General features: G+C 52.9%; 18 protein-coding genes. 8 read left to right on the top strand and 10 right to left on the bottom strand.

Features of this window, described 5'->3' with window-relative positions:
- Positions 1-156 precede the first annotated feature (156 nt).
- On the top strand, positions 157-348 hold the full coding sequence (locus DB847_RS16640; RefSeq protein WP_199911600.1) for a hypothetical protein: 192 nt from the start codon (positions 157-159) through the stop codon (positions 346-348).
- 1570 nt (positions 349-1918) lie between these two features.
- A complete protein-coding gene (locus DB847_RS16635) occupies positions 1919-2368 on the top strand; it encodes a hypothetical protein (protein ID WP_108651710.1) in 450 nt (149 codons plus the stop codon).
- A gap of 67 nt (positions 2369-2435) precedes the next feature.
- On the opposite strand, the gene metK is transcribed toward DB847_RS16635, so the two are convergent.
- Positions 2436-3587 carry a methionine adenosyltransferase gene (gene metK / locus DB847_RS16630; protein WP_108651709.1) on the bottom strand — a complete coding sequence of 384 codons (1152 nt, stop codon included), beginning with the start codon at positions 3585-3587 and terminating at the stop codon, positions 2436-2438.
- Between the two features lie 158 nt (positions 3588-3745).
- Here metK and DB847_RS16625 point away from each other — a divergent pair, with 158 nt between their 5' ends.
- The 5 genes from DB847_RS16625 (at position 3746) to fbaA (ending at position 9729) form a co-directional block, all read left to right on the top strand.
- On the top strand, positions 3746-3940 hold the full coding sequence (locus DB847_RS16625) for a hypothetical protein (RefSeq protein ID WP_159084689.1): 195 nt from the start codon (positions 3746-3748) through the stop codon (positions 3938-3940).
- A 227-nt stretch (positions 3941-4167) separates the two neighbouring features.
- Complete coding sequence (gene tkt / locus DB847_RS16620; RefSeq protein WP_108651707.1) at positions 4168-6165, top strand: transketolase; 1998 nt, start codon at positions 4168-4170, stop codon at positions 6163-6165.
- Positions 6166-6305: 140 nt separating this feature from the next.
- On the top strand, positions 6306-7319 hold the full coding sequence (gene epd / locus DB847_RS16615) for an erythrose-4-phosphate dehydrogenase (RefSeq protein ID WP_108651706.1): 1014 nt from the start codon (positions 6306-6308) through the stop codon (positions 7317-7319).
- Between the two features lie 60 nt (positions 7320-7379).
- Positions 7380-8543, top strand: coding sequence for a phosphoglycerate kinase (gene pgk, locus DB847_RS16610; protein ID WP_108651705.1), 1164 nt, complete (start codon positions 7380-7382; stop codon positions 8541-8543).
- A 106-nt stretch (positions 8544-8649) separates the two neighbouring features.
- On the top strand, positions 8650-9729 hold the full coding sequence (gene fbaA / locus DB847_RS16605; RefSeq protein ID WP_108651704.1) for a class II fructose-bisphosphate aldolase: 1080 nt from the start codon (positions 8650-8652) through the stop codon (positions 9727-9729).
- 1236 nt (positions 9730-10965) lie between these two features.
- Here the strand turns inward: fbaA and DB847_RS16600 are convergent.
- Together DB847_RS16600 and DB847_RS26430 are read right to left on the bottom strand one after the other, a co-directional pair.
- A complete protein-coding gene (locus tag DB847_RS16600) occupies positions 10966-11763 on the bottom strand; it encodes an RtcB family protein (RefSeq protein ID WP_325049088.1) in 798 nt (265 codons plus the stop codon).
- A 2-nt stretch (positions 11764-11765) separates the two neighbouring features.
- On the bottom strand, positions 11766-12158 hold the full coding sequence (locus tag DB847_RS26430; protein ID WP_325049087.1) for an RtcB family protein: 393 nt from the start codon (positions 12156-12158) through the stop codon (positions 11766-11768).
- A gap of 166 nt (positions 12159-12324) precedes the next feature.
- Here DB847_RS26430 and DB847_RS16595 point away from each other — a divergent pair, with 166 nt between their 5' ends.
- A complete protein-coding gene (locus DB847_RS16595) occupies positions 12325-13026 on the top strand; it encodes an SDR family NAD(P)-dependent oxidoreductase (RefSeq protein WP_108651703.1) in 702 nt (233 codons plus the stop codon).
- 37 nt (positions 13027-13063) lie between these two features.
- Here the strand turns inward: DB847_RS16595 and DB847_RS16590 are convergent, their stop codons facing one another.
- From DB847_RS16590 to DB847_RS16560, 7 genes are all read right to left on the bottom strand, one after another.
- On the bottom strand, positions 13064-14149 hold the full coding sequence (locus tag DB847_RS16590) for a YdcF family protein (protein ID WP_199911599.1): 1086 nt from the start codon (positions 14147-14149) through the stop codon (positions 13064-13066).
- A gap of 76 nt (positions 14150-14225) precedes the next feature.
- Complete coding sequence (locus tag DB847_RS16585) at positions 14226-15620, bottom strand: phosphohexomutase domain-containing protein (protein WP_108651702.1); 1395 nt, start codon at positions 15618-15620, stop codon at positions 14226-14228.
- 54 nt (positions 15621-15674) lie between these two features.
- The gene (gene uhpT / locus DB847_RS16580; RefSeq protein ID WP_108653002.1) at positions 15675-17069 is read right to left on the bottom strand and encodes a hexose-6-phosphate:phosphate antiporter; all 1395 of its coding nucleotides are present in this window, start codon (positions 17067-17069) and stop codon (positions 15675-15677) included.
- Positions 17070-17275: 206 nt separating this feature from the next.
- A complete protein-coding gene (locus DB847_RS16575; RefSeq protein ID WP_199911598.1) occupies positions 17276-17827 on the bottom strand; it encodes a hypothetical protein in 552 nt (183 codons plus the stop codon).
- 334 nt (positions 17828-18161) lie between these two features.
- Positions 18162-19508, bottom strand: a complete 1347-nt coding sequence (gene uhpC / locus DB847_RS16570) for an MFS transporter (protein ID WP_108651700.1) — start codon at positions 19506-19508, stop codon at positions 18162-18164.
- A gap of 12 nt (positions 19509-19520) precedes the next feature.
- Positions 19521-20969, bottom strand: a complete 1449-nt coding sequence (gene uhpB / locus DB847_RS16565; protein WP_159084688.1) for a signal transduction histidine-protein kinase/phosphatase UhpB — start codon at positions 20967-20969, stop codon at positions 19521-19523.
- Between the two features lie 70 nt (positions 20970-21039).
- Positions 21040-21651 (bottom strand): response regulator, encoded by a 612-nt coding sequence (locus DB847_RS16560; protein ID WP_108651698.1) that lies wholly within the window; start codon positions 21649-21651, stop codon positions 21040-21042.
- Between the last annotated feature and the right edge of the window lie 65 nt (positions 21652-21716).

The following is a 21716-nucleotide window of genomic DNA, read 5'->3' as shown; positions in this document are numbered from 1 at the left end:
AAGACCCGCAACGGCGAGCTTTTAGGAGCTCCCTGGTCGCTTTTTGAGTGATTCTTGGTGATATAACATACTTATGAGCGTGTTGTGGGACGAGATGCTTCAATCAGCGGGGCGGAGATCATCTTATCCCGATAAAAAATAAGGAATGATATGAGCATGAAAACGGTGAGGGACAGGTATGGCGTTCCCGCTTACCGGGGAGCTAAGGTCCTTTACGAAGGGAAGCCGGGAGTGATCCGCTCGGCCAGGCAGTATCTTAGGATCTCATTGGATGAGGCGGAGCGGGTGGTTTTCCGGGTCCATCCCAGAGATGAGTTTCTTACCTACCTGGACTCAAAAGAGAAGTAACGTTTCCGTTTGTAGCCTCACCGCGAGGCTACGCAAGTTCAATATAGCTTTTTGAGATTGCTCTTTGTGCCTTCGGCGCAAATCTAAGGGAAGCCTCCCCATGGTTAGCTCTATAGTGAGCAGTTGAAAGTTATAGCTTGTCCCTGTCGAGGCAGGATGCCGAGGGGCGCAGCTCTGCGGAGGGACTCGCAGCGCGGAGCGAACTTTTGGTTACTTTTCTTGACAGAAAAGTGACTCGCCGGTCGGGCGAGACCGACAATTGCCACGAAGTGGCAAACAGTCATCCGCAGGATATATAAAAAGTTAGCTATTGGGACAAAGCAAACTTCAATGATTTGACCTGAGGTCAGCTTTTTTGTGCCTGCGGCACAATTGTCCGGCCGCGGACTACGGGTTAGGGGAACTGCTCACCCAGTTCCCCTAACAACCCGAGGGTGCCCCTCGATTCGCGTTGATCCTCAGAGCCACTGGTTTTATGAGATACGCAGAAACGGGCCATCCATGGCTCGACCCTGCTTTCAGGATATCCATATCCTTCAATCTCAAACACCAACGTGACCCTTCGGTGCGAATCAAAGGAGAGTTTAAACCCCGTTAGCGAGCGCCGAGGCGAACCGTTAAGGATTAAGGTTGAGCGATAGGGATATCGCGAGAGCTTAGTCATCACATGGACGTGATGTCTAAGCGGTGCCATGATCCTTAGGGGAGGCGAGGATTCAGCGAGACTCGGGGCGCTAGGGGATTGCAAAGGGGAAAGGCGTTTTGCCCCTTTGCTCGCTGTCGGGCGCCCCGACATTTCTGTGGCGATAGCCACAAATAGCTATCCGCAGGATAAAGATCGACCTGGTTTGACTTGCGGTCAGCACTTTTGTGCCTTTGGCACAATTGTCCGGCCGCGGACTACGGGTTAGGGGGACTGCTCACCCAGTCCCCCTAACAACCCCGAGGGTGCCCCTCGATTCGTGAAGATCCTGAAAATCACTTACTCCTTGAAGCTCAAGCATAGACACGCCGTCCTTGGCGTGGCTATGCACTCATGGCATCCTGCCATTCGGCTTCACTCGCATTATGATTTTCAGGCACGAATCAAAGGGGAAGTATTCCCCGTGAGCGAGCGCCGATGCGAACGATAAATCCACTATTTTTGTTTTCGAGGCAGGGTGGAATTGCTCCCGGAGCAATGAAACGCGAGGTAGGGTTACCGAGCTGGTAGGATTATCAGGGATGATAATCGGCGAGCTCCGTAGCTTGATGGAGGGGTGAAGTGACTCCCAGAGTCACGAAACGCGAGATAGGATATCGAGCTGGGGGAGTTTATCAGGGATGATAAATGCATCACGCGAAGGGAGTTTTTGATTACTTTTGGCGATACAAAAGTAATGTGCCGTCGGGCACCCCCGACACCTGTGGCGGTAGCCACAAAAAGTCATCCGCAGGATATATAAAAAGCAAATCCAGATCCGGTGCCAGATCAAGGTAAGTCCTGATTCCCTTATGCTAGCTTCATAAAGACGATTCGCGCACAACTATAATGATCAGTAGATGGACGAGCACCATCTTGGAGTGGGGAATGGTTTATCAGCAAAGTGGGCATGGTAGTTATCTCATCGATAGATCCCATTACGATGAGCGTATTCATCTGGTAAGGATGTGTGGTGCCTGGAATATGCTAACGGCGCATGCTCTAGTGGATGAACAGCTGCAGCTGGTGAAAGATCATCTGATGGATAAGCCCTGGGCCGGCATCGCGGATATGCGGCGCTGGGAGCTGGGATCTCCGGAGCTGGTGGAATTTTTCCACGAGGGGGTCCATCAACTTATTGGGTTGAATTTGCGTGTGCACGCCATTTTGCCAAATATCGAACTCAAGCAGATGCAGAAGATGGTGGCGAGAGAGTATACGGTTGGTATTGGCGACTCTCAGCTTAAGGTGCGTTATTTTGAGGATGAGCAGGAGGCGATCGCCTGGTGTCGGGACGAGTTAGCACGGCTTAACTATGACACCCTTCGCAGAGACTGATGCCGTTGCCCGGATTGGGTGGCGTTTAAGAGCAAATAAAAGAGGGGGCATCCGCCCCCTCGAATCATTACAGACCTGCTTCAGCGCGTAGTAGTTCAGCCTTGTCGGTGCGCTCCCATGGGAACTCATCACGACCGAAGTGACCATAGGCCGCGGTAGCCTTATAGATTGGACGCTCCAGATCCAGCATCTGGATGAGGCCATAAGGACGCAGATCAAAGTGAGCGCGAACCATCTGCTCCAGTTTCTCCTCAGGGATCACACTGGTGCCAAAGGTCTGGATCCGTACCGAAGTCGGTTCAGCCACACCGATCGCATAAGAGACCTGGATTTCACAGCGCTTGGCAAGACCTGCAGCCACAATGTTTTTAGCGACATAACGAGCTGCATAGGCTGCTGAACGATCCACCTTGGATGGATCTTTACCTGAGAATGCGCCACCACCGTGACGGGCACGGCCGCCATAGGTATCTACGATGATCTTACGGCCGGTCAGACCGCAGTCACCCATAGGACCACCGATCACAAAACGGCCGGTCGGGTTGATGAAGTACTTGGTATCTTTCGTTAACCACTCGGCAGGCAGAACCGGCTTGATGATCTCTTCCTGTACCCCTTCAACCAGCTCATCTTGCTGAACATCTTCACGGTGCTGGGTCGAGAGAACCACGGCATCGATGCCCTGGATACTGCCATCATCATTGTAAGCAAAGGTCAGCTGGCTCTTGGCATCCGGGCGCAGCCAGGGCAACACACCGTTCTTACGTACTTCAGCCTGGCGCTTAACCAGCAGGTGAGAGTAGGTGATCGGAGCTGGCATCAGGACATCGGTTTCATCACTGGCGTAACCAAACATCAGGCCCTGGTCACCGGCACCCTGCTCACGTGGGTCGGTACGGTCTACACCCTGGTTGATATCCGGCGACTGCTTACCAATGGCATTGAGTACTGCACAGGAGGCAGCATCAAAACCCATATCCGAGTGAACATAGCCGATATCAGTCACTGTCTCACGAACCAGATGCTCGATATCAACCCAGGCAGAGGTCGTGACTTCACCACCAACCAGCACCATGCCGGTCTTGACGAAGGTCTCACAAGCAACCCGAGCCTTGGGATCCTGGGTCAGGATAGCGTCGAGGACGGCATCAGAGATCTGGTCAGCGATTTTATCAGGATGTCCTTCGGACACGGATTCAGAGGTAAATAGTTTTGCCATGGTAGTACCTATCATTCTGTATAGAAAGCTAACCGTAGATACGTTTAGCTGTATTGACTTCTGGATGGCTATTCTAGTGAGGGTGAGCTCACAATGCCAGTCCTCTTTTGAGTAAATCTACACTTCACTTGTTGATATTCGGTTAACAAAAGGTTCTATTGAATAATGTTTTGGCCCATTTGTCAGCCATTTATGCTTCATTTGACTCTTTCAAAGCCAGGTTTGATGAAGCGATTCATTTTTTTCTGGATGCAGCAACAATTCATGAGCTGCTTCCAGAGGCGATTGAATTTGTCATATGGCCGGGTTACTTAAGTAAAGCAGTTTTGTCCGGCTGTGGCATGATTGAATGAAGCCCTGATCAATAAAGCGCTCAGATAAAGGAGGCCGAGTCTTGCCAGCAGCAGCTCAGACGGTAATAATTGCCCCCGGCTGAGCCGATGTTTTGTGAAGCTCGTCAGAAAAGATGCTCTACCCGCGTGGATAGACCGAAAAGGTTGCGGGTAAAGAATTGGGTTTGAGATACCATTTCGATTTGATTTTTCCACCCAGTCAGAAACTACAATTTGAGGAGATGCAGATGGCCTCTCGTAAAGAATTCGCTAATGCGATTCGAGCGTTGAGTATGGATGCCGTTCAAAAGGCAAATTCGGGTCACCCAGGTGCGCCCATGGGGATGGCAGATATTGCCGAAGTCTTGTGGCGTACGAATCTGCGGCATAACCCAAGCAACCCGCAATGGCCAGATCGTGACCGCTTTGTACTCTCAAACGGCCATGGCTCTATGCTTCTCTACTCTTTGCTCCACCTCTCCGGTTACGACCTCTCTATCGAAGATCTGAAAAACTTCCGCCAGCTGCACTCCCGCACTCCGGGTCACCCTGAATATGGCTATGCACCGGGTGTTGAAACCACCACAGGTCCACTGGGGCAGGGGATCACTAATGCTGTCGGCATGGCGATCGCAGAAAAGTCTCTTGCGGCTCAGTTCAACCGTGTCGGTCATGAGGTGGTCGATCACTTCACTTATGCCTTCATGGGTGATGGCTGTCTGATGGAGGGGATCTCCCACGAGGCTTGCTCCCTGGCAGGAACCCTGAAGCTGGGTAAACTGATCGCATTTTGGGATGACAACGGCATCTCAATCGACGGTGAAGTGGAGGGCTGGTTCAGTGATGACACGCCTAAGCGCTTCGAAGCGTACGGCTGGCATGTGATCCCTGTGGTGGATGGCCATGACGCAGAGGCGATCCAGGCAGCGATCGATGCTGCCAAAGCTGAAACGACTCGCCCGTCCCTTATCTGCTGCCAGACTACCATCGGCTTTGGCTCGCCAAACAAGGCCGGCAGCCATGACTGTCATGGTGCGCCACTGGGTGATGCCGAGATTGCTGCAACCCGCAAAGAGCTGGGCTGGGAGCACGCTCCATTTGTGATCCCTGCGGATATCGCCCAGGGCTGGAATGGCCAAAGCCAGGGTGCTGAGCTGGAGCAGGAGTGGAGCGATAAGATGGCTGCCTATAAGGCCGCTCATCCTGAGCTGGCTACAGAGCTGGAGCGTCGTATTGCAGGTGATCTGCCGGCGAACTGGCAGGCCGAAGCCCAGAAGTTCATCGAAGAGCTTCAGGCAAACCCTGCTAAGATCGCCAGCCGCAAGGCATCACAGAATGCGCTGGATGCATTTGGTGCGATCCTGACCGAGCTGATGGGTGGATCTGCGGATCTGGCACCATCGAACCTGACTTTCCATAAGAGCTCGCAGTCGATCACCCCGGAAGATGCCTCTGGTAACTACCTGCACTATGGGGTGCGTGAGTTCGGTATGTCAGCCATCATGAACGGCATCGCACTGCACGGTGGCTTTATCCCGTACGGCGGTACCTTCCTGATGTTCATGGAGTATGCCCGCAACGCATTGCGGATGGCGGCTCTGATGAAGCAGCGCTCTATCTTTGTCTACACCCATGACTCCATTGGTCTGGGTGAAGATGGCCCAACGCACCAGCCGGTTGAGCAGACCGCAACCCTGCGTCTGCTGCCCAACATGAGCACCTGGCGTCCCTGTGACCAGGTTGAAACTGCGGTTGCCTGGAAGCACGCCATTGAGCGTAAAGAGGGACCATCCTCTCTGATCTTCTCCCGTCAGGGACTGGCTCAGCAGGAGCGTAGTGCCGAGCAGCTGACTGATGTAGCCAAGGGCGGCTATACCCTCAAGGATTGTGCTGGCCAGCCTGAGCTGTTGCTGATCGCAACCGGCTCCGAGGTTGAGTTGGCGGTTGCCGCTTATGAGGATCTGACCGCCAAGGGTCGTAAGGTTCGCGTGGTTTCCATGCCGTCTGTGGATCAGTTTGACGCGCAAACCCCAGAGTACCGTGAATCAGTCCTGCCTGCAGCGGTCACCAAGCGTGTGGTGGTCGAGGCTGGAATCGCGGATTACTGGTACAAGTTCGCGGGTCTTGAGGGCAAAATCATCGGTATGCATACCTTTGGTGAGTCTGCACCGGCCGACCAACTGTTCAAAGAGTTTGGTTTCACCGTCGAAAATGTGGTTGAAACTGCCGAGTCTCTGCTGGGCTAACCGGTAAATAAATGTAATGAAGTGTGAAGCGGGCTCGTCCCGCTTCATTTTTTGGTGCGGGATCTGTTAGGATAGGCTGCGCCGTGACAGACCAGCCTGACACGGTTTCGCTACTGGTAGGATGTTTCCGGAAAGGATCTATGATAACAATCGCGATCAATGGCTATGGACGAATAGGACGCAACGTGTTACGTGCGCTCTATGAATCTGATCGTCAGCAGCAGATCCGGGTTGTTGCGATTAATGATCTCGCCCCCTTCGATGCCATGGCGCATCTTACCCGCTTTGATTCCACCCATGGTCGTTTTGCTTTCCCCGTCGAACTTGAGGGGTCTACCCTTAAAGTCGCCCAAGACTCCATCCAGTTGTTTAACCAGGCCGATCCGGTTGTGCTGCCCTGGCGCGAGCTGGGCGTTGATCTGGTGCTCGATTGTACCGGCATCTATGGGTCGCGGGCCGATGGAGAGCTGCATTTGGCAGCCGGAGCCTCCAAGGTGCTGTTTTCTCACCCGGGTGCTTCCGATCTGGATGCGACCATTGTCTATGGGGTGAATCATCAATCGCTGACCGGTGATGAGAAGCTGGTATCCAATGCATCCTGTACCACCAACTGTGTGATCCCGGCGATTGAAGCCCTGCATCAGGCATTTGGGATTGAGCGTGGCAGCATCACCACCATTCATTCGGCGATGCACGATCAGCAGGTGATCGATAGCTATCATCCCGATCTGCGGCGCACCCGCGCAGCAGGCGTTTCGGTGATCCCGGTCAATACCGGACTTGCCAAAGGGATCGAGCGAATACTGCCTCACTTTGAGGGTAAATTTGAAGCCACCGCGGTCCGTGTTCCCACGGTCAATGTGACTGCGATGGATTTGACTGTCTGTTTGAAGCAGGCGGTCACCCAAACCCAGGTCAACCACCTCTTGCAGCAACAAGCCCAGGGGCCGCTGCGTGGGATCCTCGACTATGTGGATCAACCTCTGGTTTCGGTAGATTACAATCACGATTCTCACTCCTGTATCGTCGATGCAACGCAAACCCGGGTCAGTGATGGCCGGTTACTGAAGTTGCTGCTGTGGTGCGATAACGAGTGGGGGTTCGCCAATCGGATGTTAGATACAACCCTGGCTCTTATGAGGCCGAATAACTGATGGCCTTCGAGGTTTAGGGCCAAAGAATCCTTATTTCTGGAAAATAATAGAGGACTGATTATGTCTGTAATTAAAATGACTGACTTAGATCTTGCTGGGAAGCGTGTTCTGATCCGCGCTGATCTGAACGTACCTGTGAAAGAAGGAAAAGTGACCTCTGACGCTCGTATTGTCGCCTCCCTGCCAACCATCCAAAAAGCACTGGCTGCCGGTGCTAAAGTGATGGTGACTTCACATCTGGGTCGTCCGACTGAAGGTGAGTATGACGCACAGTTCTCTCTGCAGCCCGTAGTTGATTACCTCAAGGATGCAGTTGAAGCTCCAGTTCGCCTGGAGAAGGACTACCTGAATGGCCTGGAGCTGAACGCTGGTGAGCTGGTGGTTCTGGAGAACGTTCGCTTCAACAAGGGTGAGAAGAAGAACGACGAGGAGTTGGGCAAGAAGTACGCGGCTCTGTGTGATGTCTTCGTAATGGATGCATTCGGTACCGCTCACCGTGCTCAGGCTTCTACCTATGGTGTGGCTCAGTTTGCACCTGTGGCTTGTGCCGGTCCTCTGCTGTCTGGTGAGCTGGAAGCTCTGGGTAAGGCGATGGATAACCCTGCTCGCCCAATGGTTGCCGTTGTGGGTGGTTCTAAGGTTTCTACCAAGCTGACCGTACTTGAGTCTCTGTCTAAGATCGCTGACCAGCTGGTTGTCGGTGGTGGTATCTCTAACACTTTCGTGGCGGCTTCCGGTTACAACGTGGGTAACTCCCTGTACGAAGCGGATCTGATCCCTGAAGCGAAGAAGCTGATGGAGACCTGTGACATTCCTGTGGCTTCAGATGTTCGTACCGCACCTGAGTTCTCCGAGTCTGCACCTGCGACCGTTAAGAAGGTATCTGAAGTAACAGATAACGAAGAGATCCTGGATCTGGGTGATGAGTCTGCCCAGCAGCTGGCTGAGATCCTGAAAAACGCCAAGACCATCATCTGGAACGGTCCGGTTGGCGTGTTTGAGTTTGAAAACTTCCGTCGTGGTACCGAGATCATCGGTCGCGCCATCGCTGAGTCTGATGCCTTCTCTATCGCGGGTGGCGGTGACACCCTGGCGGCGATCGACCTGTTCGGAATCAAGGATCAGATCTCTTACATCTCGACCGGTGGTGGTGCCTTCCTCGAGTTTGTTGAAGGCAAGACGCTGCCAGCGGTTGCGATTCTTGAAGAGCGTGCCAAGGGTTAATTTTGAAGAGCGGGAGCCTTGGGGCGTCCCGCTTTTTGTTGATGGCTATGGCATAACAAGCGGTAGCCTGGCTGAATTTAGTTAGCTAATGAAATAGGACGACAAAATGTCTCAGAAAATTTTTGACGTAGTAAAACCTGGCGTACTGACTGGTGAAGACGTACAGAAGGTCTTTGAGATCGCGAAGGCGAACAAATTTGCTCTGCCAGCAGTAAACTGCGTTGGTACCGACTCTGTGAACGCGGTTCTGGAATCTGCAGCTAAGGTAAAGGCGCCTGTGATCATCCAGTTCTCTAACGGTGGCGCTGCATTCGTTGCGGGTAAAGGCGTGAAGCTGGAAGGTCAGCAGGCACAGATCCTGGGCGCTGTATCCGGTGCCAAGCACGTTCACATGATGGCTGAGGCTTACGGGGTTCCTGTGATCCTGCACACCGACCACGCGGCTAAGAAACTGCTGCCTTGGATCGACGGACTGCTGGACGCGGGTGAGAAGCACTTCGAAGAGACTGGTAAGCCACTGTTCAGCTCTCACATGCTGGATCTGTCTGAAGAGTCTCTGGAAGAGAACATCGAGATCTCTGCCAAGTACCTGGAGCGCATGGCGAAGCTGGGCATGACTCTGGAGATCGAACTGGGTTGTACCGGTGGTGAAGAAGATGGTGTTGATAACTCTCACCTGGATAGCTCTTCTCTGTACACTCAGCCTGAAGACGTTGCATACGCCTACGAGAAGCTGAACGCGATCAGCCATCGCTTCATCATCGCAGCCTCTTTCGGTAACGTACACGGCGTATACAAGCCAGGTAACGTAGAGCTGACTCCTAAGATCCTGGACGACTCTCAGAAGTATGTTTCTGAGAAGTTCGGTATCCCTGCGAACAGCCTGAACTTCGTATTCCACGGTGGCTCCGGCTCTACTCCTGAGGAGATCTCTGAGTCTATCGGCTACGGCGTAGTGAAGATGAACATCGACACCGACACTCAGTGGGCTTGCTGGGAAGGTATCATGAACTACTACAAAGAGAACGAAGCTTACCTGCAGGGCCAGCTGGGTAACCCAGAGGGTGCCGACAAGCCTAACAAGAAGTACTACGATCCACGTGTATGGCTGCGTCAGGGCCAGACCTCTATGATCGCTCGCCTGGAGCAAGCGTACAAAGAGCTGAACGCAATCGACGTACTGTAAGTTTTAGCGAAGGAAGATTTGCTTCCATCGCAGTGAAAAGCACCCGCTGAGGCGGGTGCTTTTTTTTGCCTGCCATTCAAGCCTGATGAATTTATATTAAGCGATAGCTTGCCAGCCAGTTGCCGATCGTTTTGCAGACAGATAAAGCCGCTAAAATCCGTTTTTAGCTTTGTCGGCGGGCACCTCAGCTCTGATGATCACCCCTATTTATATCTTGCCACCAGGCATCCTTATCTCTTCTATACAAAGTAAAAAGTTATCGAGGACCTGGGAGATAAATAATGCCTGGAGCAAATGAAAAGCACACAAGGTGGATTCATTTGGCATAATTATTCAGTTGGCGCTCGATTGAGTCTGTGAGACATTGACCATTGCCGATGCGGGACAATGGCACTACAGCAGCAGGCAAACAGCGGTTCCAGAGGGATTTTTTCTCTCACTAAATACCTAATAGATTGTTTTATATAGATAAATTTCAATGGGTGGTTTTCTGCATCAAAAGTGTGAGCCAGATCGCCTTGTGGTACCTTTGGCAATCCGTATAGTGGTAGGCGTGAACAGGGGGAGATGGCTTAGGGATTGAGTCATGGCTAGGAAGCACTCCACAGGGAAAGATACCTGAACACGGCAGGATGCAGCAAGGATTGCCTCAGGAAGAGGCGTTCGCAACAGGATGTGCGAAATCAGGGAAGAGGGATACCTCTGGGAAGAGGCAGGGATAGCGCTTTAAGGATGAAGCCGGGACACCTCAGGATGAGGCATTCGCAACAGGAAGATGCGAAATCAGGGATGAGGATACCTCTGGAGAAGAGGCAGGGACGAGCTTTAGGATGAAGCCGGGAGTACCTCAGGATGAGGCGTTCGCAACGGGATGTTGTGATATCAGGGATGAAGGACACCTCTGGGAAGAGGCAGGGATAGCGCTTTAAGGATGAAGCCAGGACTCCTCAGGACGAGGCATTCGCAACAGGATGTGCGAAATCAGGGATGAGCAGGACACACTCATGGATTGGGTGAGGAGCACCTCAGGATGAGGTAAAGGACACCTCCAGGAGGGAGACCTTGCGACATGGACAGCGCAAATTCTGGATGATTAAGGGACACGCCAAGGGAACGGCAAGCGGAAAGAGTGTAAGGATACAAACAGTCAGGGAGTTGCTGGGAGCACTAGGGCTCAGGGACTAGCGCAAGTCAGACGGATGAAAAGGGTGGCCCCAGGGTCACCCTTTTTTTCGATCAACCCTTGATATTGATGAGCTGATGCAGGGTATGTTGGATCTCTACCAGATCCCTCTGATTGCTCATCACCTTATCTATATCTTTGTAGGCGGTAGGGATCTCATCCAGCACCCCTTTGTCGGTACGACACTCAATTCCGCGGGTTTGCCGCTCCAGCTCGTCGAGGCTAAATTGTTTGCGGGCTGCTGTTCGCGACAGCCTGCGCCCGGCACCATGGGAGCAGCTACAAAAAGATTCTGGATTACCGAGCCCACGGACAATGTAGGATTTGGCTCCCATGGAGCCCGGGATGATCCCTGGCTGACCCGGATAGGCTTGAATCGCCCCCTTGCGGGTGATCCACAAAGGCTCACCATCAAAGGTTTCCCGTGCCACAAAGTTATGATGGCAGCTGATGGCTGGATTGCTCAGCTTGAATGGGCCAAGCTCAGTCTGAAGTACCTTGAGGATCTCTTGCATCATCCTCTCCCGGTTGAGCCTGGCATACTCTTGGGCCCACTGCACCGCCTGCATATAATCATCGAAAGATTCAGAGCCCTCAGAAAAGTAGGCCAGATCCCGATCGGTCAGATGCAGCCTGTGCTCGGCAGCCTGCTGGCGGGCAAGTTCAATAAAATAGCATCCGATACGATTACCAATCCCCCGGCTTCCCGAGTGCAGCAGTACCCAGAGCTGCTTCTGCTCATCCTGGCACAGCTCGATAAAGTGGTTACCTGCCCCCAGGGTACCCAGCTGTTTTGCATATCGGGTGTGCTGGCTTTTCTTAAGAAGCTTGGGGTGTTTTTTCAGGAGCATTCTCAGTTCAATGGCAAGGGGTGATCCTGTTTGAGCTGCTCACGTTTGTGCTCACCCCCGACCCCAAGGGGGACCGCCTGCTCGATGGCAAGGCGCAGTGAATGGAGATCATCAGGAAGCTCGCTGGCTTTGAGCCCCAGGGGTTGCGCATCCATGCCACAACCTATATCCACCCCGACCGCCGCCGGGATGATCGCCCCTTGACTTGCGATCACCGAGCCCACCGTTGCGCCTTTGCCGAGATGAACATCTGGCATGGCTGCGATATGACTGTAGATAAAGGGCAGGCTGGCGGTGTTGCGCAGCTGCTCCTGCGTCTGGTAATCGACCTCATTGGTCCAGATCTTAACGGTTTTCTGCTGTCCCTTGGCCCTGAGCTCAGTGATGACAGGCATAGATGACTTTCTCCCGGTTTGCTAATGGCATGAGGTGCACGCCCTCAATATCTGATGATTTTACAATGATGGTGTTCGGCTACTGATTTATACACAGCACTGTAGCAGAATATCGGGTGCCTTAATCGGCTTTGGTTTAATGGATGATGAGCGGGGAGCTTGAATAATGAGTCGAGTCGTTGTGGTGACAGGGGCGGCCTCTGGGATAGGTCACTATATTACGAGCAGTTTTGAGTCTCGGGGAGACAGGGTTTGGGCTTTGGACAGGCAGCCGGTTGAGGGATTAGAGAAGAGTATCTGTCACAGCTTGGATCTGGGGAATGAAGCCGAGGTCGCGGCGCTCTTTGAAGATATCGGCAGGGTGGATGTTGCGGTCAACTGTGCCGGCGTTCCCGGTCAGCGCAGCGATCTGACCGAGTTTAGTGCCGGGAGCATCACAGATGAGTGGGCGGCTATTTTTCTTCCGACCTTTAACTGTATGAAATATGAGATCTTAAGGATGCGTGGCCAGCAAGCAGGAGGACGAGTCATCAATATCTCCAGCTCGACGGCCCAACGGGGGATGAAAAAATTCAGTGCCTATAGTTCAGCCAAGGCCTCAATCACCGCCCTGACCCGGGTGGCCGCCATTGAGAATGCAGAGTTTAATATCCGGGTGAATGCTATCTCTCCTGCAACCATAGATACTCCGATGATCCGGCGCAAGTATGGCGGAAAGCTAAGAGACTATTCCGATGTTTACTATACCGGCGATTGTGGGCAGGTTGAGGATGTGATGTCGGCGGTAGAGCTCTATCTTTCCAACAACTTTCTCACCGGGCATGATCTGGTGCTGGATGGGGGACTGAGCGAGCTATGCCAGATCTAGCGGGGAAAGAGACAGGCTCTCTCCCCGACAGTGGCTTTTAGCGAATAAATCCGGGAAATGCCTGATAGTAGATCCGGTACACATCCCGGTAGGTATCTATGTAACCGGCTTCACCCCGGGTCAGGATCTGTTTAGCCTGCTGCTCGGTTTTAAAGTTAAGATCTTTCCAGGCGATTGAGTTGATGGCGATATTCCAGGGTACGGCATTATCGGCTGCCTGCTCCAGCAGGGCGCTACCGCGGCGAATATGTCCGGCCCGGGTTACAATCGTCACCTCCTTGATGTTCCAGTTTTTGAGGATGGCAGCGCTGTAGATGGCGTTTTGCACCGTGTCGATTGCAAGCTCCTCCGGGATCACCCGTGATGGTGCGATACCATGGGCCACAAAGTACTCCTTCATCACCTGTGCCTCGGTGCGTCCGTTACGAGGGACGCCACCGGTCACGATAAGCTTTGAGTCCGGATAATGTTGAGCTACCTTCAGGGCCTGGGCCATGATCCCTGTGAGCTCGGGGCGAGCCAGCCCCTTAGGGTCGAGTTGGTATCCAAGCACAACAATGGCATGAAAACGGCCGGGCTCCTTCACCTCAGGGATTTTAAAGCGGATGAGTGCCGGATCTTTTAAGATCTGATCGGCATCACCCAGTACCTGCATCATCTTGCGGGTCTGCTCTGGGTAGTTTTTTAACAGGGAGTCGAAAATAGGTTGGGCCTGTTTCTCATGGCCGGATGCCCGCAGATACATGGCGGCAGGGAATCCAGACTGAAAGTCTCCGAACTTTTTATAGTTGGCTTCAAACTGGCGGATCGCCCCCTTGAGATCGCCGATATAAAAGTGTGCATAGGCATAGGAGTTGGCGATGTTGATATCACCCGGGGCCAGTTGATGGGCTCGTTTGAAGCCCTCAAGCACCGGCTTTTTATCATTTTGTCCATTGCTGTTATAGAAGTAGTGATGACTCACCGCATAATCCAGATAGCATTGCAGAGCTTGTTGCTGCTGTGTCATCCGGGCGCAGCTTTCAAAGGTGACCGGTTTATCTTCGTAGTCTGTATGGGCGGCCCATGCCTGGGTGGCTAATCCGGCAAGTCCCAATAAAAGAACCTTAGATGTTAGTTTCACGTCATACGTCCCTGTTTGTTGATTCAGCGTGTTTGGGGTTCATAAAACTGCATCCAGCCTGCCGCAGAAGGATGATTTACACAACGGCCTGGATCTCACTTTGCTCAAGTAACTCCATGATCTCGCGGGTTTTGTGTTTGAGCAAAGCTGGATCGGATCGGGTTTCTACATTGAGTCGTACCAGAGGTTCGGTATTAGAAACTCTTAAGTTAAATCGCCAATCGCTAAACTCTGCAGTGATCCCGTCGGTTTGCTTAAGACTCAGGGCCTGGGGCTGGTAGTTCTTTATAATGTTCTCCATCGCGGCACGGGAATCGTGAAGTCTTTGGTTGATCTCACCTGAGACCGGGTAGGATGTTATCTGCCGGGATAGTAGTTCACTCAGGGGTTGGCGGCGCAGTGAGATGAGCTCGGCGATCATCAGCCAGGGGATCATGCCTGAATCACAGTAGTAAAAATCGCGAAAATAGTGGTGAGCACTCATCTCTCCGCCATAAATCGCATTCTCCTGGCGCATCTTTTCCTTGATAAAAGCATGCCCGGTGCGGCTCATCACAGCTTTGCCACCGCATCTGTGTGCAACATCTTGTGTATTCCAGATCAGACGGGGATCATGGATGATGGTGCTGCCAGGATGCCGCTCAAGAAACAGCTCAGCCAATAGCCCAACAAGGTAGTAGCCCTCAATAAACTCTCCCTTTTCATCAAATAGAAAGCAGCGGTCAAAGTCACCATCAAAGGCGACTCCCATATCGGCCCGGTGCGTTCGCACTGCCTGGGCTGTTTCAAGCTGATTTTCCACAAGCAGCGGGTTGGGGATCCCATTTGGAAAGTGTCCATCCGGGTGATGATTGAGCTTGATAAAGTGAACAGGAACATTAAGCCTCTTAAAAGCACGCTCCAGCGCATCAATCACATGACCGGCAGCACCGTTGCCGCTGTTGATCACCAGCTTCAGGGGGCGGAGGTTTTGCGGCTGGATAAAGCTCAGAAGTTTCTGAATATACTCATCTATTACCGAGATCTTCTGGTAGTGTCCCCGCTTTTTTTGATTTGCGGGCGGTGGATTATCCAGCTCGGCCCAGTGTTGAATTTTCAGAAGACCGCTGTTGCGACTGATGGGGCGAGCACCCTCCCGGACCAGCTTCATACCGTTATACTCGATGGGGTTATGGCTTGCGGTGATCTCAATTCCACCGTCGAGTCCTAAGTGACTGGTTGCAAAGTAGATCTCTTCACTTCCTGACAGGCCGATATCCAGCACGTCGACTCCCTGATCCAGTAGTCCCCGGGTCAGCGCCATCTTGAGGGGCTCGCTGCTCAGCCGTGCATCCCCTCCAACCACGACCCGGGAGGGGCGAATCGTGTTGGTGTAGGCGACACCAATACGATAGGCGAGCTCCGGATTGAGTTCATCTCCAAGTCGTCCCCGAATATCATTGGGGTTAAAACAGTGTAAGGGTTTTGCCATCTGTGGTTATGGAGCAGACAGACCTCTGCTCCCTCCTTGTCATGCGTGCCAGAGTTACGCGGTTGCGGTTGTCAGTAGGGCCTTCTTGGCCTTACGGATCTTCTTCTCTTCGGCGATTGCCACACAGGCCATCAGGGAAATACAGACCATGGCGGCCGTATCCAGGGCAGCGAAGGTGCCCTGCCAGCCGGTGAGACCAAAAATGGGGGTGCCATCGGCAATCATCCCTAGGCCCAGCTTGGCAAAGCTGTCACCAATCAGGTAGGCGAAGGTTCCCTTGATCCCATCGGCGACACTGATCGCCTTTTTAGGCACAAAACCGACGGCGGCAACCCCGATCAGAAGCTGGGGGCCAAACACCAGAAAGCCTAAGGCAAACAGAGAGCCCAGGTAGGTGAACTCATTGGTAGCATGCTGATAGACAGAGAGCATGACGATAATCAGCCCAAGGGAGATACAAGCCATCAGGCCACGACGACCATTGGCCAGATCCGAGAGGTAGCCCCACATCAGGGTGCCGACCAGGGCCCCGACCTCAAACAGGGTGAATCCCTGGATCGCAATATCCTTCGACAGGCCCAGCTCCTGATAGGCATAGACGGTAGACCACTGATCGATACCGATCCGCACCACATACAGGAAGATGTTGGCAAAGCACAGCAGCCAGATCACCTTGTTCTTGAGGACGAACTCAACGAAGATCTGCCACTTGGTCATTTGATCCTCTTCGGCTTTGACATCCTCATCACTGAGGGTTTCATCAAACAGCTCTTCAACCTTACCCAAGCCGTAGGCCTCGGGAGAGTCACTTCCGTAGCGAAGGCCGACGAAGCCGATGATCAAAGCGATGATCGAGGGAAAGATAAACATACCGATCACATGGCCATTAAACAGGTAGTTGGCACCAAACAGGGCGACGGCGGCGGCTCCTGCGCCTCCGATGTTGTGAGACATGTTCCACAGCCCAAGGCAGGTGCCCCGCTTATTTTTAGGCGTCCACTTGGTGATGGTGGAGTAACTGTTGGAGCCACCGGCACTCTGGAACAGGCCACTCAGGGAGTAGAAACCTATCATGAAAATAAGGTTGACCATTCCACCACCCATGGCGATGCTAAAGCCGATCATCGCAATGCCGGAGAGGATCAGCATGAATGGTAAAAACTGCTTGCTGTTTTTACCGTCCGCATAGTAGTTCACCGCGGTTTTTCCGATGCCGTAGGTGATGGAAAAGCCGAGCCCAATCAGCCCGAGATCTGTCATCGATAGTCCGTAGCTGTTGATCATATCGACCTGGGCGATGTTGAAATTCTTGCGTACAAAGTACATCGCCATATAGCAGAGAAATACCACCAGATAGGATTGCAGGAAGGGTTTAAACCACATCTTGCGACGAACTTCGACAGGGAGATCCAGGGTGGGCTTTCGCACCTGATTGAGTAGTTTTAGCATCTTGGTTTCCATAGCGATCATACGTGGCCATCTCCAATGAGATGAGACCAAACCGGGATTGAGTTGATGCTATGTGAGCGGGGCGGTTTAAGGATCGGATAGATTCCTAAATGAACTAGGAAAAAGTCCTAATATGGCCCAGGTAATCAGTAAGTTGTGCAGTAGATCACAGTGTAGAGATGGCGCCGCCCTGGCGCCATCGGGGGTTATTGCTGAAGTGCTTTACTCTGAATCTCGGCCCGGGTCCCGATCTCATACAATGCAAAGGTCAGGCGATCGCGAGTCCATGGCTGACCTGATTTGGTGTCATAGTCACTCGGAAGTGCAACCCCTGCGGGGGCATAAGCATCAATGCCGAGATTTTTCGCAGTCTCTACGGCCCTGAGGCTATGTTCGGCATAGGCAACAATGAGGGTCTTTCCCATATTTTTTGCGCCGTGCGCTTTTCGAGTAACCTCCTGAGCGACCCCATGGGTACTGAGATAGATGAGCTTTCCATGATCAAGCTTTGGATAGATGGCGATCAGTTTGTCTTTGGGGATCCGCTGACCAATCGCCTGGGCTATCTCCCATTGTGCATAGACGGTTTTGTTGGTTTTTTGGTAAAGACGAACCACCAGATCTGCCAGATTTTGATTCATTTTACCCGGGAGTTGATTGCCATTTTTAGCCAGGCGATTACCAAAGGCAAAGGCGAGAATAGTATCGGCTTTTTCTACGGGCAGGGTAGGAGCCTTCCAAGTGAGGGCTTCTTGCATCAAAAACTGACTCAGCTGTTTGGCTACTTTTGGATCGCCCAGCTGGGCAGTCAGCCGCTGTTCAATAGCCTGGCTCAGTTGTTGTTGGGTGAGGGGGCTGTAGGGGTAGCTGACCAGGCATTCAGACTCATCAAGCTCAAAGCTAAAATTATGAGCTTTGGGAACAATTGTTTCATATGTAGGATCTCCTGTCCGTTGGGAGTTTTATCCTAGAAGATCCTTGCTTCATGGCGCATCAGAGATATTCCTAGTTTGCCGGATGACCCCTGTTATTCTCGGTGTTGATACTGAAACTGTGCTTTAGCTCACATGGAGCCGATTCACCAAAACCGGGTTATAGGGATGGAGTGCTCTGACATTGATCTGGATTTTGATACTTTTGACTTTGAATAAATGGCAAAAGCAGTAATCCCGTGACTCCGGCAGCGATAGCGATCACGCTAAAGTATCCATCCCAGCCCCAGCTACTCATGACCAGGGCTAGGGGGTAACCCGACAGGGCTGCGCCCAGGTAACCAAACAGGCCGATAAATCCGGTGGCGGCGCCCGCTGCATCCTTATGGGAGTATTCAGCGGCGGCCATACCGATCAGCATCTGTGGGCCAAAGACGAAGAAGCCGACAATAAAAAAGCAGCAGGCCTGGAGCAGGTAACCGGCGACCGGCATCAACCATAAAGCACCGACAGCCACCAGGATCCCTATCGCAAACAGGACATTCATCGGCGAGCGGTTTCCTGCAAAAAAACGATCCGAGCCCCAGCCGGCAATCAGTGAACCCACAAATCCACCGACCTCAAACAGGCTCAGAGCCGAGTTGGCCTGCAGCAGGTTGTAGCCTTTTTGCTCGGTCAGGTACAGGTTGCCCCAATCATTGATGGCGGTTCGCACCAGGTACACCATGATATAGCTCGCCGCCAGCAGCCAGATATATTTGTTCCCCAGCACATAGGTCTTGAGGATCTGCCTTTGACTCAGCCCCCGACCAATTGCCTCATGGGCCTGCTCCATGGGATCGTTACGCCACTGACCAATGCTCGGCAGCCCCATACTTTGGGGACGATCCCTCAGTCGCCAGCAGAGAAATAACCCAACCAGGATCGCGATAACCCCGGGCACTATCATGCCGATGCGCCAGCTATAGTGCAGCACTAAGAAACCGACCAGCAAGGGGATCAGGGCACCGCCGGTGTTGTGTGCTGTGTTCCATACCGCCCACCAAAATCCACGCTCCGAGCGCGAATACCAGGTGGAGAGTAGTTTTGAGCAGGGAGGCCAGCCCCATCCCTGGAAAAAGGCATTCGCGGTCCACAGCAGGGCAAAGGCGACCAGTGAGCTGCTCAGGCCAAATAGTATATTGATGACTCCGGTGGCGATGAGCCCAAGGCCCATGAAGTAGCGGGGGTTGGCTCGATCGCTGACGATGCCGCTACAAAACTTAGACAATCCATAGCAGATATAGAAAAGGGTGCCGATAAGCCCCGCATCTGAGGTGCTGAGGTTGAGATCGGTAAGCATCGCAGGCAGGGCATAATTGAAGCTCTTGCGGCTAAAGTAAAAGATGCCATAACCCAGATACATCCCAAGCATCAGGTGAATTCGCCAGTAACGGTAGCTCTCACGGATCTGCTCTGGATCCCTGTTGACTGGAAGCGTGGGCGGGGCCTTTAGAAAATGGAACATCATTACTCCTGATCAGTCCAGGGGGAGCCTGACAAACAGCTGGGTGCCCCGTGAGTTTTCTATGCTGAGGCTGCCACCTAAGGCCTCGAGTCGCTCACGGATCCCCTGCAGACCTCGGCCTGCCGTCGCTTGCTGAAGGTCTATACCTGGCCCATCATCACAGATTGCGAGCCTTAATTGCTGTTGCTGCTGGTGGAGATGGATCTTGATCCAGGCGGGACTTGCATATTTAACACTGTTATTCAGGGCTTCCTGGATGATGCGATACACAGTGATCTCCTGGGTTTTGCTCAGTCGTTGTGGCTGAAGCTGCCAGTCGAGCTGGATTTCGATTCCAAGCTGGTTCAGACCTAACCTGTTGAATAGCTGCTCCACTGCGGGCTTTAACCCCAGCTCATCCAGGATCTGTGGGCGCAGTTTATACAGTAGCTGATGAGTACAGTCATAGATCCCAAGTGCCGTCTCCTGAAGTTGCCCCAAAGATGCCGCGATGGCCGCGGGGGGATTGGAGCGCTCCATGATCATGGCTTGGGTACGGATTGCGGTAATGTTTTGTCCGATCTCATCATGGAGTTCACGGGCTATTTCATGACGAACCGCCTCCTCACTATGGATCAGCTGGGAGGTCAGGCGCTGGTTGCGACCAAGCTCCTCTTCAAGAGCCTGATTGGTTTGCCAGAGCTTGTGAGTCAGGGTGCGCTGACAGGAGATCCCAAAACCGATCCCCAATCCCATCAGAGACTGAACCAGCATGGCGAGCAGAATATCGGTTGAGCTCAGGGGCAGGCTCGAGTAGTGCTCACTAATCGAGAGAACCACCGCATTGAGCAGACCAATCACACTGGCTCCCTGCCAGCCAAAACGAAACGCCAAAAAGATCAGCGGTGCCATCATGATGATGAGGCGTAGCCTTTCCAGGTGTTCCGGCAGTAGCAGTTGGCAGCAGATATTAAGTACGAACAGAGCGGTGAACAGCAGCAGATGCCTTGGGTTTAATCTCAGCTCAGGCTGAGCTGAAGTGGGTCGTTTGGGGTGCCATTTCTGGGTGGTCAGGTAAAGCTGGATCAGGTAGACCAGAGGAAGCAACAGGGTCGCGGATGTTGCCGGGGCAATCAGGCTGAGAAGATTTTCAGTCAGCAGGGAGCCCGGATTGAAAAAGCTCCACACCAGCCAGCTCACCAGAGATTGGAGCAGGATCGCCACCGTCATTGCCAGAGGCTTACTATATCTTTTCCTGGTTAAATCGATGAGCAGGGAGATCCCAAAACTGCCGATTGTAATTACAGTCAGCGGCAGCAGTTGATCCTGAGTCGAGGTAGCATCCAGGATCACCAGCAGGCACAGCAGGTGAGCCAGCAAAATGGTTGGCCGGTAGCCCGATGGAGAGTTCAGCAAGATGGCCAGCAGTAATCCCAGGGGAAGAGCAGTAAAGCCGCAGCGGGATCGCTTATATAGTGGCAACTGATCCCCCACAGGCAAAAACATAGCAGCAGGTAGCCAAGTCCCCAGTATAGGCGGGTCATGAGTTTGTCTAGCATGGGGGCAGCGGGTGACTCAGCAGCTTTCTTGCAAGCTCAACCGTATTCTGGACGGCCATCTTTTCCAGGATGTTGGCACGGTGCACATGCACCGTCTTGTGGCTCAGGCCCAGCTCAAGGGCTATTGCCTTGACTTCCAACCCCTCGACTAGCTTAAGACAGATTTCACGTTCCCGCTTGGTCAGCTGGCTCACACCCTCATGGTGACTGCGATTCGCCAGTTGGCAGGCGAGAGTTGGAGGAAGATAGTTCTGGCCAGAGGCGACACTGCGGACGGCCTGTACCAGCTCATCCGGACCACAGCGCTTACTGAGATATCCCTTTGCCCCCTGAGCCAGAGCGGTCTCAATCATCACTGCACTGTCATGGACACTGAGCATGATGACCGCACAGTGGGAGCGAAGCTGAGGGAGCAGGGATAAGCCATTTCCATCACTCAGGGATATATCCAGCACCGCCACATCACAATCGATCTCTGTGAGAGCCCTGGCTTCATTGAGACTGGCGTACTGAGCGATCACAGAGATATCTGGCTCAAGCTCCAGTAGCTGGGCAAATCCGGAGCGGACCATGGGATGATCGTCGATGAGAGCAACCGATATCATAATAACCTCAATGAATAGGGCAAAATCTGGGCAATCTTACATTTGTGAAAGCGCCATACCAACAG

Origin of the sequence: Dongshaea marina (assembly GCF_003072645.1) — a bacterium.
In the GTDB taxonomy this organism is placed as follows: Bacteria; Pseudomonadota; Gammaproteobacteria; order Enterobacterales; family Aeromonadaceae; genus Dongshaea; species Dongshaea marina.
This window is presented reverse-complemented; position numbering and strand designations above follow the sequence as displayed.

What these genes read in the sequence shown, in the direction of transcription:
- DB847_RS16640 (WP_199911600.1), top strand. Translation starts at nt 157, where the DNA reads ATGAAAACGGTGAGGGACAGGTATGGCGTTCCCGCTTACCGGGGAGCT.
- DB847_RS16635 (WP_108651710.1), top strand. Translation starts at nt 1,919, where the DNA reads ATGGTTTATCAGCAAAGTGGGCATGGTAGTTATCTCATCGATAGATCC.
- metK (WP_108651709.1), bottom strand. Translation starts at nt 3,587, where the DNA reads ATGGCAAAACTATTTACCTCTGAATCCGTGTCCGAAGGACATCCTGAT.
- tkt (WP_108651707.1), top strand. Translation starts at nt 4,168, where the DNA reads ATGGCCTCTCGTAAAGAATTCGCTAATGCGATTCGAGCGTTGAGTATG.
- epd (WP_108651706.1), top strand. Translation starts at nt 6,306, where the DNA reads ATGATAACAATCGCGATCAATGGCTATGGACGAATAGGACGCAACGTG.
- pgk (WP_108651705.1), top strand. Translation starts at nt 7,380, where the DNA reads ATGTCTGTAATTAAAATGACTGACTTAGATCTTGCTGGGAAGCGTGTT.
- fbaA (WP_108651704.1), top strand. Translation starts at nt 8,650, where the DNA reads ATGTCTCAGAAAATTTTTGACGTAGTAAAACCTGGCGTACTGACTGGT.
- DB847_RS16600 (WP_325049088.1), bottom strand. Translation starts at nt 11,763, where the DNA reads ATGCTCCTGAAAAAACACCCCAAGCTTCTTAAGAAAAGCCAGCACACC.
- DB847_RS26430 (WP_325049087.1), bottom strand. Translation starts at nt 12,158, where the DNA reads ATGCCTGTCATCACTGAGCTCAGGGCCAAGGGACAGCAGAAAACCGTT.
- DB847_RS16595 (WP_108651703.1), top strand. Translation starts at nt 12,325, where the DNA reads ATGAGTCGAGTCGTTGTGGTGACAGGGGCGGCCTCTGGGATAGGTCAC.
- DB847_RS16585 (WP_108651702.1), bottom strand. Translation starts at nt 15,620, where the DNA reads ATGGCAAAACCCTTACACTGTTTTAACCCCAATGATATTCGGGGACGA.
- uhpT (WP_108653002.1), bottom strand. Translation starts at nt 17,069, where the DNA reads ATGCTAAAACTACTCAATCAGGTGCGAAAGCCCACCCTGGATCTCCCT.
- DB847_RS16575 (WP_199911598.1), bottom strand. Translation starts at nt 17,827, where the DNA reads ATGCAAGAAGCCCTCACTTGGAAGGCTCCTACCCTGCCCGTAGAAAAA.
- uhpC (WP_108651700.1), bottom strand. Translation starts at nt 19,508, where the DNA reads ATGTTCCATTTTCTAAAGGCCCCGCCCACGCTTCCAGTCAACAGGGAT.
- DB847_RS16560 (WP_108651698.1), bottom strand. Translation starts at nt 21,651, where the DNA reads ATGATATCGGTTGCTCTCATCGACGATCATCCCATGGTCCGCTCCGGA.